15 protein-coding genes and 1 tRNA gene are annotated in these 15,176 nt (G+C 70.6%); 7 read left to right on the forward strand and 9 right to left on the reverse strand.

The window, feature by feature from the left end; translation table 11 throughout:
* A partial coding sequence (locus AEQ27_RS01560) for a hypothetical protein (protein ID WP_054145087.1) occupies nt 1-406 on the forward strand: 406 nt, incomplete at its 5' end.
* Nucleotides 407-646: 240 nt separating this feature from the next.
* Here AEQ27_RS01560 and AEQ27_RS01565 read toward each other — a convergent pair.
* From AEQ27_RS01565 to serS, 3 genes are all read right to left on the reverse strand, one after another.
* Nucleotides 647-734: transfer RNA gene (locus AEQ27_RS01565), tRNA-Ser, on the reverse strand.
* Between the two features lie 152 nt (nt 735-886).
* Complete coding sequence (locus AEQ27_RS01570) at nt 887-1,741, reverse strand: HAD family hydrolase (RefSeq protein WP_200908303.1); 855 nt, start codon at nt 1,739-1,741, stop codon at nt 887-889.
* Nucleotides 1,738-3,003 (reverse strand): serine--tRNA ligase, encoded by a 1,266-nt coding sequence (serS, locus tag AEQ27_RS01575; RefSeq protein WP_054145088.1) that lies wholly within the window; start codon nt 3,001-3,003, stop codon nt 1,738-1,740. Before serS ends, AEQ27_RS01570 begins: the two co-directional genes overlap by 4 nt.
* Nucleotides 3,004-3,101: 98 nt before the next feature.
* Between serS and AEQ27_RS01580 the strand changes: the two genes are divergently transcribed.
* Entirely contained in the window at nt 3,102-4,127 is a 1,026-nt protein-coding gene (locus tag AEQ27_RS01580) for a diacylglycerol kinase family protein (protein ID WP_054145089.1), read from the forward strand.
* Between the two features lie 51 nt (nt 4,128-4,178).
* Here the strand turns inward: AEQ27_RS01580 and pheA are convergent, their stop codons facing one another.
* Nucleotides 4,179-5,132, reverse strand: coding sequence for a prephenate dehydratase (pheA, locus tag AEQ27_RS01585; protein ID WP_054145090.1), 954 nt, complete (start codon nt 5,130-5,132; stop codon nt 4,179-4,181).
* A gap of 69 nt (nt 5,133-5,201) precedes the next feature.
* On the opposite strand from pheA, the gene pgm reads away from it, so the two are divergent.
* Nucleotides 5,202-6,821: a phosphoglucomutase (alpha-D-glucose-1,6-bisphosphate-dependent) gene (gene pgm, locus AEQ27_RS01590; RefSeq protein ID WP_054145091.1), complete on the forward strand. Its 1,620-nt coding sequence runs from the start codon at nt 5,202-5,204 to the stop codon at nt 6,819-6,821.
* A 109-nt stretch (nt 6,822-6,930) separates the two neighbouring features.
* Here the strand turns inward: pgm and AEQ27_RS01595 are convergent, their stop codons facing one another.
* The gene (locus tag AEQ27_RS01595) at nt 6,931-7,746 is read right to left on the reverse strand and encodes a M15 family metallopeptidase (RefSeq protein WP_054145092.1); all 816 of its coding nucleotides are present in this window, start codon (nt 7,744-7,746) and stop codon (nt 6,931-6,933) included.
* 176 nt (nt 7,747-7,922) lie between these two features.
* Between AEQ27_RS01595 and AEQ27_RS01600 the strand changes: the two genes are divergently transcribed.
* The 3 genes from AEQ27_RS01600 to AEQ27_RS17595 all read left to right on the forward strand — a co-directional run bounded on the left by AEQ27_RS01600 (nt 7,923) and on the right by AEQ27_RS17595 (nt 11,056).
* A complete protein-coding gene (locus tag AEQ27_RS01600; RefSeq protein WP_054145093.1) occupies nt 7,923-9,752 on the forward strand; it encodes an MDR family MFS transporter in 1,830 nt (609 codons plus the stop codon).
* A gap of 419 nt (nt 9,753-10,171) precedes the next feature.
* Nucleotides 10,172-10,732: a MarR family winged helix-turn-helix transcriptional regulator gene (locus AEQ27_RS01605; RefSeq protein WP_054145094.1), complete on the forward strand. Its 561-nt coding sequence runs from the start codon at nt 10,172-10,174 to the stop codon at nt 10,730-10,732.
* A gap of 150 nt (nt 10,733-10,882) precedes the next feature.
* Nucleotides 10,883-11,056, forward strand: a complete 174-nt coding sequence (locus AEQ27_RS17595) for a hypothetical protein (protein ID WP_161805435.1) — start codon at nt 10,883-10,885, stop codon at nt 11,054-11,056.
* Nucleotides 11,057-11,170: 114 nt separating this feature from the next.
* Here AEQ27_RS17595 and AEQ27_RS01610 read toward each other — a convergent pair whose 3' ends face one another.
* Nucleotides 11,171-12,031, reverse strand: coding sequence for a site-specific DNA-methyltransferase (locus AEQ27_RS01610; protein WP_054145095.1), 861 nt, complete (start codon nt 12,029-12,031; stop codon nt 11,171-11,173).
* A gap of 71 nt (nt 12,032-12,102) precedes the next feature.
* Between AEQ27_RS01610 and AEQ27_RS01615 the strand changes: the two genes are divergently transcribed.
* Nucleotides 12,103-12,387, forward strand: a complete 285-nt coding sequence (locus AEQ27_RS01615) for a GNAT family N-acetyltransferase (protein ID WP_054145096.1) — start codon at nt 12,103-12,105, stop codon at nt 12,385-12,387.
* 70 nt (nt 12,388-12,457) lie between these two features.
* Here AEQ27_RS01615 and AEQ27_RS01620 read toward each other — a convergent pair whose 3' ends face one another.
* The 3 genes from AEQ27_RS01620 to AEQ27_RS01630 are packed head-to-tail and all read right to left on the reverse strand — an operon-like array spanning nt 12,458 to nt 15,090.
* Nucleotides 12,458-13,507 carry a biotin/lipoate A/B protein ligase family protein gene (locus AEQ27_RS01620; RefSeq protein WP_054145097.1) on the reverse strand — a complete coding sequence of 350 codons (1,050 nt, stop codon included), beginning with the start codon at nt 13,505-13,507 and terminating at the stop codon, nt 12,458-12,460.
* 9 nt (nt 13,508-13,516) lie between these two features.
* A complete protein-coding gene (locus AEQ27_RS01625) occupies nt 13,517-14,392 on the reverse strand; it encodes an alpha/beta fold hydrolase (protein ID WP_054145098.1) in 876 nt (291 codons plus the stop codon).
* Nucleotides 14,393-14,436: 44 nt separating this feature from the next.
* Nucleotides 14,437-15,090 carry a PepSY domain-containing protein gene (locus tag AEQ27_RS01630; protein ID WP_054145099.1) on the reverse strand — a complete coding sequence of 218 codons (654 nt, stop codon included), beginning with the start codon at nt 15,088-15,090 and terminating at the stop codon, nt 14,437-14,439.
* Nucleotides 15,091-15,176 lie beyond the last annotated feature (86 nt).

A 15,176-nucleotide genomic window follows, 5' to 3' on the forward strand; every position in this document is an offset into this window, starting at 1 on the left:
GCGGGCTCGTGCCGCCGCGCCCGCAGCGGCCCTCGCGGCGACCGACCTGGGACACTGGACCGGCGGTCGCGGACGCTCCCGCACGCACCAGGCCCGGGAGGACCACATGAACGGCGAGACCAATCGAGACGCGTGGCGGGACTCGGTCGAGACCTGGCTCAAGGGCGACGAGCGCAACGACGTCTTCGACGGCTACCTCGACTGGTACCGCGCGCCGGTGATGGCCGACACCGACGACTGGACGCGTGACTTCTTCATGCTGCCGGCCGTGGGCTCGGACATCCTGCACAAGCACGCCGGCTTCGTCGACGGCGACTCCGCCGTCTCGGTCGACGACACCACCTGGCGTGAGCTCAGCACCCTGATCGGCGAGGCCTTCGCCACCTACGCCGCCGCCAAGGCCTAGCCCCGTCCACCCCAGGAGGCGCGGGCCGGTTTCCGGCCTCGCCTCATCTGGCGGAGGGCGTGGGATTCGAACCCCGCGGCGCGCCAGCGACGCGTCCGCCCGGTCGGCGCCCTCCAGGGCGCGGTGCGGAACGCGCGACCCGTCTGGCGGAGGGCGTGGGATTCGAACCCCGCGGCGCGCCAGCGACGCGTCCGCCCGGTCGGCGCCCTCCAGGGCGCGGTGCGGAACGCGCGACTCGTCTGGCGGAGGGCGTGGGATTCGAACCCACGAGACATCTCTGCCCACTTGTTTTCAAGACAAGCTCCATCGGCCGCTCGGACAGCCCTCCCGGTGGCCTGGTGAGCTTCGCCGCCACGATGTGGTCAAAACGCCACGTTTTGTCGTGGCGTCGTGTTCATTTCGTGGCGGGGTGCGTCAACCGAGCAACCGGAGCCGAGTCTAGCGGACGACCCCGATCACACGCCGGGGCGAACAGCCGGCTCAGAGTGTCGCGAGCACCTCGGCGAGCCCGTCGTCCAGGTCGCTCGACGTCTGCTCGTTGGCCACCGCGGCGACGTCGTCAGGCGCCTGACCCATGGCGACGCCACGCCCCTCGCCGGCGGCCCAACGCAGCATGTCGATGTCGTTGCGCCCGTCACCCGCGGCCAGCACCTGCGACCGGGGCACGTCGAGCCACCGACGCACGCGCTCGAGGGCGGTGGCCTTGGTGACGCCGTCGGGGGCGATGTCGAGCCAGGCCGTCCAGCCGACGTTGTAGTTGACGTGCTGCAGGCCCATGCGCTCGACGGCCGTGAGGAAGTCCTCGGTGTCGTGGTCGGGCGAGACGACGACCACGCGGGTCGCCGGCCGGCCGACGAGGTCGTCGAACTCGACCTTCTCGGCGTTGAGTGCGGCCGCCGCGGCGGGGAACGACCCGCAGTACCGCAGCAGGCCCTCTTGGTCTTCGACGGCGTAGCCGGCGCCGGCGTCGGCCAGGGCCTCGCGGATCGTCGACAGCACCTGGGTCGGGTCGAACTCTTCCACGTGCACGCGGCGGTACCCCGTGGGGGCCGACTCGTCACGGCCCAGGGTGATCGCGCCGTTCGCGCAGACGACGTAGTCCGAGACGAGGCCGAGGCGCTCCATGACGGGCAAGGTCATCGACACCGACCGCCCGGTCGCGATCATGACCTGGTGGCCCTGGTCGTGGAGGCGCGTGATCTCGCCCAGGACGGCCTCGGAGATCGTGCCGTCCTCGGGCATGATCGTGCCGTCGACGTCGAGCGCGACGAGCCACCGGTCGGCGGCGGCCACGGGCTCGTCCTCGGGCCGGGGTGCGGCGGCGGCCTGGCTCATGCGACCGGCTCGATGACCTCGAGGCCGCCGAGGTAGCCGCGCAGCGCCTCGGGAACGACCACCGAACCGTCGGCCTGCTGGTGCGTCTCGAGGATCGCGACGAGCCAGCGCGTGGTCGCCAGGGTGCCGTTGAGGGTCGCGACGGGAGCGGTCTTGCCGCTTTCGGTGCGGTACCGGGTGTCGAGCCGACGGGCCTGGAAGGTGGTGCAGTTCGACGTGCTGCTGAGCTCGCGGTAGGTGCCCTGCGTCGGCACCCAGGCCTCGATGTCGAACTTGCGCGCGGCGCTCGAGCCGAGGTCGCCGGCCGCGACGTCGATCACGCGGTAGGTGAGGCCCAAAGCCTGCAGCATGGCCTCCTGGAAGCCCACGAGCGCGTCGTGCTCGGCCTCGGCCTGGTCGGGGTGCACGTAGCTGAACATCTCGAGCTTGTTGAACTGGTGCACGCGCAGGATGCCCCGGTTGTCCTTGCCGGCGGCCCCGGCCTCGCGGCGGTAGCAGGTCGACCAGCCGGCGTAGCGGATCGGGCCCGCCTCGACGTCGAGGATCTCGTCGGAGTGGGACCCGGCGAGCGCGACCTCGCTCGTGCCGGTCAGGTACAGGTCGTCGGCGGGCCGGTGGGAGACCTCGTCGGCGGGTGGGCCCAGGAACCCGGGGCCCGCCATGACCTCGGGTCGCACGAGCGTCGGGGTGATCGGCGGCGTGAAGTCGTTCTTCAGGGCGAGGTCGAGGGCCATGTTCATCAGGCCGAGCTCGAGGCGCGCACCGATGCCGCGCAGGAAGTAGAAGCGCGAGCCCGACACCTTCGTGCCGCGCTTGATGTCGATCGCGCCGAGCTTCTCGCCGAGGTCGGCGTGGTCGAGCGGCTCGAAATCGAAGGAGGGGCGGGTGCCGTGCTCACGGAGCGTCACGAAGTTCTCTTCGCCGCCCGAGGGCACGCCGTCGACGATCAGGTTGCCGATGCCACGCGCGGCCGTGTCGAAGGCCGCATCGGCCTCGTTCGAGGCCACCTGCGCCTCCTTCACGCGGGCGGCGAGCTGCTGTGCCTGCGCGACGAGCGCCTTCTTCTCGTCTTTCGGCGCCTTGGCGACGGTCTTGCCGAAGGCGTTCTGCTCGGCACGGAGGTCTTCGAAGGCGGCGATCGCGGCGCGGCGGGCCTGGTCGGCCGCCACGGCGTCGTCGACCAGCGACTCGGAGTCGCCCCGGGCCCGCTGGCTGAGCTTGACGAGGTCGGGGGATTCACGGAGCAACTGGGGATCGATCACCCGCCCATCCTAGGCAACGGCACCTGCCCGGCAGACGTTCTCCACCGAGCCTTCGTCTTCTCGTTACTTCACGGAGGCGCGTCCAATACGCTCGCCCCATGACCGCCACCTCCCCCTCCCCCGCCGAGCACGCCTCGGCGCCCGAGCCCGAGACGGCTCGCCAGACCGCCGCGGTCGTCTACAACCCGATCAAGGTCGACCTCGACGCGATCAAGACGGCCGTCCAGCGCCACGAGTTCTCGAACGGTTGGGGCCCCACGACGTTCTACGAGACCAGCAAGGAAGACCCGGGCGGCGAGGTGACGAAACAGGCCCTCGCCGAGGGCGTCGACATGGTGATCGCCGCCGGTGGCGACGGCACGGTGCGTGCGGTCGCCGAGGCCCTCCAAGGCACCGACGCCTCGCTCGCCCTGCTGCCCTCGGGGACGGGCAACCTGCTGGCCCGCAACCTCGAGCTCTCGCTCGACAACCTCGACGACTCGATCGCGACGGCGTTCAGCGGTCGCGACCGCGACATCGACCTCGGCGTCGTCGACATCGAGCGTGAGGACGGCTCGCGCGAGACCAAGGCGTTCGTCGTCATGGCAGGTGTCGGCCTCGACGCCAAGATGCTCGCGAACACCAACGACGAGCTGAAGAAGCGCGTCGGCTGGCTCGCCTACGTCGACGCCATCGCACGGGCCCTGCGCGACGACAACCGCATCGACGTCCGCTACGAGCTCGACGACCAGGGCCGCAAGTCGATGCGCGCCCACACGATCATCGTCGGCAACTGCGGGCTGCTGCCGGCGAACATCATGCTGCTGCCCGACGCGGCGATCGACGACGGCATCTTCGACATCGTCGCCCTGCGCCCCGAGGGGTTCTTCGGCTGGGTGCAGATCTGGGTCAAGATCGTGTGGGAGAACGGCATCCTGCGCCGCACGCACGTCGGCCGCCGCATCCTCGCCGCGAACAGCCGCGAGGTGCGCACGCTGCGCTACAACAAGGGCAAGAAGCTCGTCGTGCGTCTCGACTCCCCCCAGGACTTCGAGATCGACGGCGACTCGGTCGGCAAGGCCGTCGCCCTGCGCGCGGTCGTCGACCCGGGCGGCCTCACGGTCCGCGTCCCGGCCGACTCCTGATCAGCGCAGCCCGCTGATCAGCGCCGACTCCTGATCAGCGCAGGCTCCTGATCAGCGCAGGCCGCTGATCAACCCGCGCAGCCAGTCGCGGGCCTCGACGAAGGCCTCGTCGTCGTACCGCGGCGAGACCTCGGCCGGGGCACCGTCGGCACGCGGGTACGACCCGAGGAACATCACGCTCGGGCTGAACCGCTTCAGCCCGAGCAGGGCGTCCGCGACGCGCTCGTCGAGCACGTGCCCCTCGAGGTCGATCACGAACCGGTAGCGCCCGAGGGCATCGCCGATCGGCCGTGACTGGATCAGGCTGAGGTTGATGCCGCGGGTCGCGAACTGCTCGAGCATGTCGACCAGGGCACCCGAGCCGTCGGTCGGCAGCTCGACGATCAGGCTCGTCTTGTCGGCGCCGGTCGCGGGGGGCACGGGCACCGTGCGGCTGACCAGCACGAAGCGCGTGACGGCCTGGTCGTTGTCGCCGATGTCGTGGGCGAGCACCTCGAGATCGTGGTGGTCGGTGATGCCGGGAGGCGCGACCGCGGCGTCCGCGGAGCCCCCGACCCCGCCCTCCTCGAGCAACGACGCGGCGGCGGCCACGTTCGACGAGGCGGGCAGGTGCCCGTGGCCGGGAAGGGCGCGCTCGAGCCAGCGGTGGGTCTGCGCGTAGGCGACCGGGTGCGCGTTGACGACCCGCACCTCCTCGATGCGGGTGCCCGGCCGGGCGACGAGCACGAAGTTGACGCGCACCAGGTACTCGCCGACGATGCGGAGGCCCGGGACGGTGGCGAGGGCGTCCTGGGTCGCGCTGACGCCCCCCTCGACGCTGTTCTCGATGGCGATCATCGCGGCCGTGCTGACGCCCGACACGACGTCGGCCAGGGCCTCGCCGACGTTGTTGACGCTCTTCCAGGTGGCGCCGACGGCCTCGGGCACCTGCTTCAGTGCCGCCTCGGTGAAGGTGCCCGCGGGCCCGAGGTAGCTGTAGGTCGTCGAGGAGGCGCGGGTCGGCATGACGAGGAGCCTACTGAGAGCCGCCCGGGCACCGCGACGAAGGTCGGCGCCGGGTGCCAGGATGTCCCCATGACCGACCGTGCCGGAACACCCGCAGAAGCCAGCGACCTGATCGACCCAGAAGAGGTCTCGGCCGCGTACTACGAGCTCGTCCCCGACGTCAGCAAGGTCGAGCAGAAGGTCGTCTTCGGCACCTCGGGCCACCGCGGCTCCTCGCTCGACGCGGCGTTCAACGAGACCCACATCGCCGCCATCACACAGGCGATCGTCGAGTACCGGGCAGGCCAGGGCATCACCGGCCCGCTGTTCATCGGGCGCGACACCCACATCCTCAGCGGCCCGGCCGAGCGCACCGCGGTCGAGGTGCTCACCGGCAACGACGTGAAGGTGCTGGCCGACGCCGAGGGCGGCTACGTGCCGACGCCCGCGCTCAGCCACGCGATCCTGGTCTACAACAACGACCCGGCGAACACCGACAAGGCCGACGGCATCGTCGTCACCCCCAGCCACAACCCGCCCCGCGACGGCGGCTTCAAGTACAACCCCCCGCACGGCGGCCCGGCCGACAGTGACGCCACGAACTGGATCGCGAACCGCGCCAACGAGATCATCGCCGCCGGCAACGTCGACGTGAAGCGCGGTGTCGGCACGCCCGGCCGCCACGACTTCCTGCGCGGCTACGTGGGCGACCTCGTCAACATCATCGACATCGACGCGATCAAGATGGCCGGCGTGAAGATCGGCGCCGACCCGCTCGGTGGCGCGAGCGTCGAGTACTGGGGCGCGATCCGCGACGTCTACGGCCTCGACCTCACCGTCACGAACCCCGGCGTCGACCCGACCTGGCGCTTCATGACGCTCGACTGGGACGGCAAGATCCGCATGGATCCGTCGAGCCCCTCGGCCATGGCCAGCGTCGTGCACCGCAAGGACGAGTTCGACGTGCTGACCGGCAACGACGCCGACGCCGACCGTCACGGCATCGTCACGCCCGACGGCGGCCTGATGAACCCGAACCACTACCTCGCGGTCGCCATCGACTACCTCTACACGCACCGTCCCGAGTGGCGCGACGACGCCGCGATCGGCAAGACCCTCGTCTCGTCGAGCATCATCGACAAGGTCGCCGAGTCGCACGGGCGTCGCCTGTGGGAAGTCCCGGTCGGGTTCAAGTGGTTCGTCCCCGGCCTGGTCGACGGCTCGGTCGCGTTCGGCGGCGAAGAGAGCGCCGGGGCATCGTTCCTCCGCAAGGACGGCACGGTCTGGACGACCGACAAGGACGGCATCCTGCTGGCCCTGCTCGCGAGCGAGATCATCGCCGTCACCGGCAAGACCCCGTCGCAGCTCTACGCCGAGCTCGTCGAGAAGTACGGCGACCCGGTCTACCAGCGGGTCGACGCGGCGGCGACGAAAGAGCAGAAGACGCGTCTGGGCAAGCTCGACGGCGACGCCATCGAGGCGACGGAGCTCGCCGGTGACCGCATCACGGCGAAGCTCAGCAAGGCTCCGGGCAACGACGCGGCCGTCGGTGGCGTCAAGGTGGTCACCGACAAGGCCTGGTTCGCGGCCCGCCCGAGCGGCACCGAGGACGTCTACAAGATCTACGCCGAGTCGTTCGAGGGCCCCGAGCACCTCGCCCGCGTCCAGGCCGAGGCCAAGACGATCGTCGACGCCGCGCTGGGCGCCTGACCGACCGGGCCGACGGCCCACACCCCAGGAAGTCGCCGAGACCCCCACCCGCGAGTGGGGGTCTCGGCAACTTCTGGGGGTCTCGGCGACTTCTGGGGGTCCCAGGGGGTCAGCCGGCGTAGTCGGGGGCGGCGGGCAGGCCGAAGAACTCCTCGAGCGTGGTGACGCCCGTGTCGTGCATCTCGGTGGCGAGCGGCACGCCCACGTACCGGAAGTGCCACGGCTCGAAGGTGAAGCCGGTCACGGCGACCTTGTCGGCCGGGTAGCGCAGCAAGAACCCGAAGCGCCACGCGTTGGCCGCCAGCCACTGCCCCTGCGGCGTGTCGCCAAAGCAGGCCTGCAGCGCACAGCTGAGCGGCACGGGACTGATGTCGAGGGCGAGGCCGGTCTGGTGCTCGCTGAAGCCGGGGCGGGCGCTCTGGGCGTCGGCCTGTGCCTGCCCGAGGCGCTGCACCCAGCCGGCGTAGACGCTCACCTGGGTGTCGTACGAGCGGTACGCGCTCTGCACCTGGAACGCCCCGGCCCCCTCGGCCTCGCCCGCCTGGAACATGGCGACGACCGCGGCGGCGGCCTCGGCGCGCAGGGTCGGCGGGTTCTGGTGGGTCACGTCGGGCGTGACGAGGTCGGCGGGCACGTAGTCGACCGGGGCGAGGGGGCGCCGCTTGTCGCTGACCACCCAGAGGCTGGCGGGGTCGTCGACCGACCGGGCCGCCTTGTCGAACGCGGGTGTCGTGGGGGACGTAGGAGGCGCCTCCTCGGTCGGGGTCGGGGTGGGCGTGGGCGTCGGAGTCGGCGAGACGGTCGCGGCCGACGTGGTCGGGCTCGGCTCGGGCGCGCCCTGCGAGCACGCGGCCAGCAGGCCGGTCGTGAGGACGACGGCCAGCACGGTGGGCGCGGGGCGGGGCAGGGAGGGGCGTCGAGACATCGCGTCGAGCCTAGTCACGCGCGTCGGCCGGGCACGGTCGGCCGTCGCCTGACGTCGAGGACGGACGATTCCTCTTGTTGTCGGGATCTTGCTCGTGAAGTAACTTTGCGTACCGCGCAATGTCGAGTCGCGCCTCCTCCACCAGACTGACTCCCCCACCAGACAGAAGAGACTCCATGTCGAGCGCTGCCCCCGCCCCCACGACCACGGCCCCCGCCGAGCGCGAGGGCCTGATGACCCACCGCCAGATCCTGTATGTGATCTTCGGCCTGATGGCGGGCATGTTCCTGTCGGCCCTCGACCAGACGATCGTGGGCACCTCGATGCGGACGATCGCCGACGACCTCGACGGGCTGAGCCTGCAGGCCTGGGTGACGACCGCCTACCTGATCGTGTCGACCATCTCGACGCCGATCTACGGCAAGCTCAGCGACATCTTCGGGCGTCGGCCGCTCTTCCTGATCGCCATCACGATCTTCCTGCTGGGGTCGATCGCGGCCGGTTTCTCCGAGAGCATGTACCAGCTCGCGATCTTCCGGGCCATCCAGGGCATGGGCGCCGGTGGCCTGATGGCCCTGCCGCTGACGATCATGGGCGACATCCTCGCCCCGCGCGAGCGTGCCAAGTACCAGGGCTACTTCCTGGCCGTCTTCGGCATCTCGAGCGTCATCGGACCGCTCGTCGGCGGACTGTTCGCCGGAGCCGACCAGATCCTGTTCGTCACCGGGTGGCGCTGGGTGTTCCTGATCAACGTGCCGATCGGCATCGTGGCTCTGTTCATCGTCGTGCGGTTCCTGCACATCCCGGGCCAGAAGCGACGCGAGAACGTGCGCATCGACTGGTTCGGCGCCGCGGCCGTCATCGTGGCCGCCGTCCCCCTGCTGCTGGTGGCCGAGCAGGGCCGCATCTGGGGCTGGAGCTCGCCCGGCGCCCTCGCCTGCTACGTGATCGGTGCCCTCGGCATCGTCGCCTTCGTCGTGATCGAGCGGTCGATGGGCGACGACGCACTCATCCCGCTGAAGCTGTTCCGCAACCCGACCTTCTCGATGGCGACCGTGCTCGGCGTGCTCGTCGGCTTCGGCATGTTCGGTGCCCTGCTGACGGTGCCGCTGTACCTGCAGCTCGTGAACGGCGCGACACCGACCGAGAGCGGCTTCCAGATGCTGCCGATGATCGCCGGCCTGATGATCTCGTCGATCGTCGCCGGCCAGCTCATCTCCCGCACGGGCAAGTACAAGATCTTCCCGATCACGGGGACGGCCTTCATGGCCGCCGGGTTCTTCTGGTTCACGAACCTCTCGTTCGACAAGCCGTACTGGTTCATGATGGTCGGCATGCTGCTCGTCGGCCTGGGGCTCGGGCAGCTGATGCAGACCCTGACCATCGCCTCGCAGAACTCGGTCGGCGCCCGCGACATCGGCGTGGCCACGTCGGCGTCGACGTTCTTCCGGCAGATCGGCGGGACGCTGGGCACGGCCGTGCTGTTCTCGGTGCTGTTCAGCCGCATCCCCCAGACGATCGCCGCCGCGTTCGCCGACTCGGGCCTGCAGGGCCGAGCCCAGGCCGCCCTCGCCGACCAGTCGGTGCTGACCGACCCGGCGAACGCCTCGATCCTGAAGCTCTACCAGGCGGCCGACAACGGTGACACGTCACAGGTGAGCGGAGCGCTCGACGGCAACACGTCGTTCCTCAACACGGCCGACCGACGCCTCGCCGCGCCGTTCCTCGACGGCTTCGCGAACGCAGCGGTGACCGTGTTCTGGGTCGCCCTGGCGGTCGTGCTCGTGGCCTTCGTCCTGAGCTTCTTCCTCAAGGCCACGCCGCTCCGGCAGAAGTCGGCCATCGACGAAGCCGCCGACGACGCGCGAGCCGCCGTGGCCGCCGACGCCGCGCTCTCGGCCCAGGCCGTCGCCGCGCAGACCGGCTCGCTCGTCGCACCCGACACCGGTTCGATCGACGTCGCACCCTCGCGCGAGCGGCGTGACGACACCCCGCCACGGCCCTGATCCGGCGCCCGACGAGGTGATCGCGCGCCTGTCGAGGTGATCGGACGGCGCCCGATGAGCGCGAGCTGGTGTCGCGACACGGCAGGTGTCGGGTAGCGTTCCCTCGACGGCGCTTCGGTGCCGAACGGTTCGTCACGTGTCCGGCGTTCCCTGCCCGTGAAGCTCACGCGGGAGGCGAGACGACCGAAGGCCGCACATCCACAGGGTGTGCGGCCTTTCTCCGTCACGGGACGCCCCACCGGATCGATTCCCTGCGTGAAGCTCCGGTCGACACGGCGGGACGTCTCTGCCCACTCGAGGCGGACCTGACCAGCCTAAAACGGCGGCGAGCGACGACACAGGGGGTGACAACAAGAAAAAACCTGATCAGCCATGATTTTTTAGCTAGACACGCTAGCGATGTGGTCTAGACTCGCCGCATGCCCGACCAGCACGCCACCGCCGCACCCTTCGACGCGTCCGGCTATTGGTACAGCAGCAGCACCGAAGAACGTGGCGTCACGGTGCTGAACACCCTCCGCGCCTACCGCGCCGCCGAGGTCGCCATGCGGGCCCGCACCCGCAAGTCGATGAAGATGAACGACACCGACCTCGCGGCCCTCCGCTTCCTCCTCCGGGCCCAGAGGCTCGGCGACCCCGTCAGCGCGAAAGAGTTGGCCGCCCAGCTGAAGATCACCTCGGCGTCGACGTCGGTGTTGATCAACCGCCTCGTCGCGAGCGGGCACATGCTGCGCCACCCGCACCCGACCGACAAGCGTGGCGTGCTGCTGACCGCCACGGGCGACTCGAACTCCGAGGTGCGCGACACCATGGCGGCGATGCACGCCCGCATGATCTCGACCGCCGAGTCACTCGATGCCGACCAGGCCGCCGTGGTCGTGGGCTTCCTGCAGAACATGACGGCCGCGATCGAGATCGACGACCACCACGTCGACGGCGACCCGGCCGACGGGGCGGACACCGGCCGCGCCTCGTCCTAGCCGCTGAGCGAACAGCTGGTGAACTGACTAGATCGACTAGCCATCTCCGTGGCAGGCTGACCGCGCGACACCGATTCACGGCGGTGTCGTGACAGTCCGAAGTCCCGCAGTTCCGCCAGGCATCGCAGGGGTGCCAGAGACGAGCCGAACATGACCACGATCGACGTCGCTCGCAGCGACCGCTCCACCTCCGCCCGCAGCGCCTTCTCCGAGGTGCGCGACACCGCCCGTCAGCGCACGCTGGCCGTCATCGCGACGGCCGCCACCGGCGCGAGCGTCAGCCTCGTCGCCGCCCTGCTGCTCGCCCTCGGCGTCGTCCGATGACCGGCTCGTCGGGTCTCTCCACCCAGCAGATGCAGGGTCTCACCCACGAGCAACTCGTGTCGTTCGTCCGGGGTTCGGTGACGACGGCCGTCTCGGCCCTCGACCTGCACGCCGTCAGGCCGACTCGACCCGCGCCGACGGGAGCCGTCTGCGCATGACGGCCACCGCATCCTCGTTGCTGTCGACGAGCAGGTAGCGTCGGCCGAGGGCGTCGGCGACCGCCCCGGTGGTGCCGCTGCCGGCGAAGAAGTCGAGCACCCAGTCGCCTTCTCGGCTCGCGGCCTGCACGATGCGGCGCAGCACGCCCTCGGGCTTCTGCGTCGGGTAACCGGTCTTCTCGCGACCCGTCGGTGACACGATGGTGTGCCACCACACGTCGGTCGGCAGCTTGCCCCGGGCGACCTTCTCGGGCGTGACGAGCCCCGGCGCCATGTACGGCTCGCGGTCGACGCTCGTCGAGTCGAAGTGGTACCGCTTGGGGTCCTTCACGTAGACGAGGATCGTGTCGTGCTTGGTCGGCCACCGGTTGCGGCTCTTCGCGCCGTAGTCGTAGGCCCAGATGATCTCGTTCAAGAAGCAGTCCCGCCCGAACAGGGCGTCGAGCAGCACCTTCGCGTAGTGCGCCTCGCGGTAGTCGAGGTGCAGGTAGAGCGTGCCGTCGGGGGCGAGCAGCCGCCAGGCCTCGGCCAGGCGCGGCTCGAGGAACGACCAGTAGTCCTCGAAGCGGTCGTCGTAGCCCATCAGATCGCCGCGGATGCGCTCGTACTGCACGCCCTTGAAACCCGTCACCGAGGTGGTCGAGTCCTCGGCGCTGCGCACCGACGTCGTCGACCGGCGCCGCTGCTGGCGCCCCGTGTTGAACGGCGGGTCGAGGTAGACGATCGTGAATCCGCCGTCGGGCAGCTGGACCGTGACGTCGAGGTTGTCGCCCTGGACCACGAGGCTCGGGGAGGCGGTGGTCCAGTCGAGGGGCATCCGACCATTCTGCTGCCTGCCGGGCACCGACACGTGCCCGACTCCCGGCCGGGGGCGCGTAGCGTGTCGGGATGACCACCGAGGTAGAGAACCGCCCCACGCAGAACCAGTACGCCCTCGTCGAGGACGGCGAGACGATCGGCTTCGCGGCCTACGACGTCGTCGGCCACGAGATCCGCTTCACCCACACCGAGATCGAGCCCAGCCGACGTTCCGCAGGCCTCGGGGCCCGGCTCGTCCAGGGCGCCCTCGACGACGTGCGCGCGAACACCGACCTGCGGGTCGTGCCCCTCTGCCCGTTCGTGGTCGACTTCGTCGACGACCACGTCGACTACCGCGAGCTGCTCGACCGCTGACCGCGGCGCGGTCGCCGAGGCGGACGCCGGACAGGAGGCGCGGGTCGCCTCGCCGGCGTCCGTCGCGTGCTCAGGGCACGCGCGCCAGCCACTCGGGCGTCGCGAACTTCGAGGTGACGAGCTGCTCGGCCTTCTCGAGTTCGGCCTCGGTGACGTGGCCCTCGGTCGCGCCGTAGAGACCGGTGAAGGTCTGCTTGAGGCGCTCGATGATCTCGGCACGGGCCAGCCCCGTCTGACTGCGCAGCGGATCGACGCGCTTGGCGGCGCTGGTCGTGCCCTTGTCGCTCATCTTCTCGCGGCCGATGCGCAGGACCTGCACCATCTTGTCGCCGTCCATGTCGTACGACATCGTGGCGTGGTGCAGCAGGGCCCCGTTGCCCAGGCGCTTCTGCGCGGCCCCGCCGATCTTGCCCTTGGCGCTCGTGATGTCGTTGAGCGGTTGGTAGAAGGCGTCGATGCCGAGCGACTTGAGGGCGGTGATGACCCACTCGTCGAGGTACGCGTACGAGTCGGCGAAGCTCATGCCCTGCACGAGCTCGCCCGGGGCGTAGAGCGAGTAGGTGACGATCGACTGCGCGTCCATGAACATGGCACCGCCGCCGCTGATGCGGCGCACCACCTCGAAGCCGTGGGTCGAGGCCGCGTCGAGGTCGACCTCGTTCTTCAACGACTGGAAGCTGCCGATGACGACGGCGGGCTGGTCCCATTCCCAGAAGCGCAGGGTCGGGCCGCGGCGACCCGCACCCACCTCTTCGGTGAGCACCTGGTCGAGGGCGAGGTGGACGTTGGGCGACACCGGGGCGTCGTGGATGATCTGCCAGTCGTAGTCGCGCCAGTCCGTCGCCTTCGAGAGGCTGCGACGGATCGCCACGGCGATCGCCTCGGGCGAGAAGCCCAGCAGCACCGCGTCGTCCGGCAGCCCCTGCTTGATCGTCGCCGCGATCGTCGCCGCGTCGGACTCGACCGGCAGGCCGTTCACCGCCCGGTCGACGGCGTCGAGCGCCGTGTCGGGCTCGAGGAAGAAGTCACCGGCGAGACGGAACCCGGCGATGCGCCCCTCTCTGACGTCGAGGTCGACGACCACGAGCTTTCCGCCTGGGACCTTGTACTCACCGTGCATGGACGCAGCCTATGCCTGGTGCCCCACGCGGTCGTCGAGCCAGCGCACCAGGTCGGCCACGACCTCGTCGCGGTTGGTCTCGCGGAACACCTCGTGCCGGGCACCCTGGTAGACCACGAGCTCGACGTCGCTGAGCCGGCTGCGGTTGACGTACGCGTCGGCGAGCTTGCGGGCGCTGGCCTCGCCGCCGAGCGGGTCGTCGTCGCCGACGAGGACGAGCACGGGCAGGTCGCTCGCGAGCCGGGTCGAGGGGCGACCCATCAGGCGCAGCGTGTCGGCCGTGCCGAACAGCTGCCGGGCGGTCGCCTGAACCGACAGGGGGTCGGCGGCCATCGCGTCCACCACGGCCTGGTCACGGCTGAGCCACTCGTAGCCGGTGTCGCCGAGGTGGGCGTGCCGGGCGTTCAGGTCGCCCGCGTTCATGCTGCCGGGCATGCGGTACGCCGTGCCGCTCAGCACGACGGCGTCGAACCGGTCGGACCCCTCGTCGACGAGCTTCTGTGCCATCAACGAGCCCCAGGAGTGCCCGAGCAGCACGAGGCGCGAGCCGGGGTTCTCGGACCGCGCGATGCCCGTCAAGCGGACCACCGCCTCCATCGCCCCGCGCAACCCCGACGGGCCGAGGCGGCCGAGCTTCGTGTGGTCGCCGCCCCACTGGCCGAGGCCGGTCTCGCCGTGGCCGAGGTGGTCGTTCGCGTAGACCGTGTAACCGGCTCGCACGAGGTCCTGCGCGAGGTCGTCGTAGCGCAGCGCGTACTCGCCGAGGCCGTGGGCGATCTGCACCACGGCCTTGGGCGTCGCGGCCTTCCAGACGTAGTAGTGCACGGTCACGCCGTGGGCGTCGGTGAACTCGTAGTCGCCTCGGGCGGCGGAGAAGGTGGGCACGTGACCAGTCTCCCATCACCGGCCCGACTGCGACCCTGCCCCGGTCAGCGGCGGGCGTCGACGTCGGTGCGCACGACGCCGAACGCCTGGTCGAGGTCGACGTCGACCTCGGTGCCGTCGTCGAGGCGCACGTCGACCTCGTAGGCCACGCCGGCGTCGTCGCTGCGGTCGGCGTCGGTCACCGTGCCCCCACCGGCGGCGGCGAGGGCGGCGGCCGCGGCCCGGTCGTAGTCGGCGCCGGTCAGGTCGTCGTCGCCGCGGGTCGAGTCGTCGACCGAGTCGTCGCGCCCCGGACCCGCGACGGGCGTCGGGGTGGCGTCCGACCCGAGCGGGTCGTCGTCACGGTCGTCGCCCGCGACGGCCGTCGGCGTGGCACCGGACCCGCGCGAGTCGTCGTCGACGCGGCTCGAGGTGACGGCGTGGTCGCCGTCGAGCAGCACCGTCGCCTCGCGCCCGTCGGGCAGGACGACCTCGACCTCGTACCCGACGAGCCCGTCGTCGAGGGTGTCGACCTCGGTCACGGTGCCGCCACCGGTCTCGGCGAGCGCCGCCTCCTGGGCGCGGTCGCGGGTCTGTGCGGACACACCGTCGTCGAGACCCGAGGCGAGGGCCACCCCGCCGCCGCCCAGCACGAGGACGCCGACGATGCCGCCGGCGATCAGCAGGGACTTCTTCTCGGTGAGGGTGTTCTTCAGCATGGTTCGCTCCGTTCGTGGGGCCGCCGCGCGGCCGGGTCTGTCGCTCTCTCGAGCTGATGACCCCACTCTCGCGAGAGGGCACTGAA

This window comes from Frigoribacterium sp. RIT-PI-h (assembly GCF_001297205.1).
GTDB lineage: Bacteria > Actinomycetota > Actinomycetes > Actinomycetales > Microbacteriaceae > Frigoribacterium.

Coding starts and splice junctions, on each gene's coding strand:
- AEQ27_RS01570 (WP_200908303.1), bottom strand. CDS start 1,741: ATGAGCCAGGCCGCCGCCGCACCCCGGCCCGAGGACGAGCCCGTGGCC.
- AEQ27_RS01580 (WP_054145089.1), top strand. CDS start 3,102: ATGACCGCCACCTCCCCCTCCCCCGCCGAGCACGCCTCGGCGCCCGAG.
- pheA (WP_054145090.1), bottom strand. CDS start 5,132: ATGCCGACCCGCGCCTCCTCGACGACCTACAGCTACCTCGGGCCCGCG.
- pgm (WP_054145091.1), top strand. CDS start 5,202: ATGACCGACCGTGCCGGAACACCCGCAGAAGCCAGCGACCTGATCGAC.
- AEQ27_RS01595 (WP_054145092.1), bottom strand. CDS start 7,746: ATGTCTCGACGCCCCTCCCTGCCCCGCCCCGCGCCCACCGTGCTGGCC.
- AEQ27_RS01600 (WP_054145093.1), top strand. CDS start 7,923: ATGTCGAGCGCTGCCCCCGCCCCCACGACCACGGCCCCCGCCGAGCGC.
- AEQ27_RS01605 (WP_054145094.1), top strand. CDS start 10,172: ATGCCCGACCAGCACGCCACCGCCGCACCCTTCGACGCGTCCGGCTAT.
- AEQ27_RS17595 (WP_161805435.1), top strand. CDS start 10,883: ATGACCACGATCGACGTCGCTCGCAGCGACCGCTCCACCTCCGCCCGC.
- AEQ27_RS01610 (WP_054145095.1), bottom strand. CDS start 12,031: ATGCCCCTCGACTGGACCACCGCCTCCCCGAGCCTCGTGGTCCAGGGC.
- AEQ27_RS01615 (WP_054145096.1), top strand. CDS start 12,103: ATGACCACCGAGGTAGAGAACCGCCCCACGCAGAACCAGTACGCCCTC.
- AEQ27_RS01620 (WP_054145097.1), bottom strand. CDS start 13,507: ATGCACGGTGAGTACAAGGTCCCAGGCGGAAAGCTCGTGGTCGTCGAC.
- AEQ27_RS01630 (WP_054145099.1), bottom strand. CDS start 15,090: ATGCTGAAGAACACCCTCACCGAGAAGAAGTCCCTGCTGATCGCCGGC.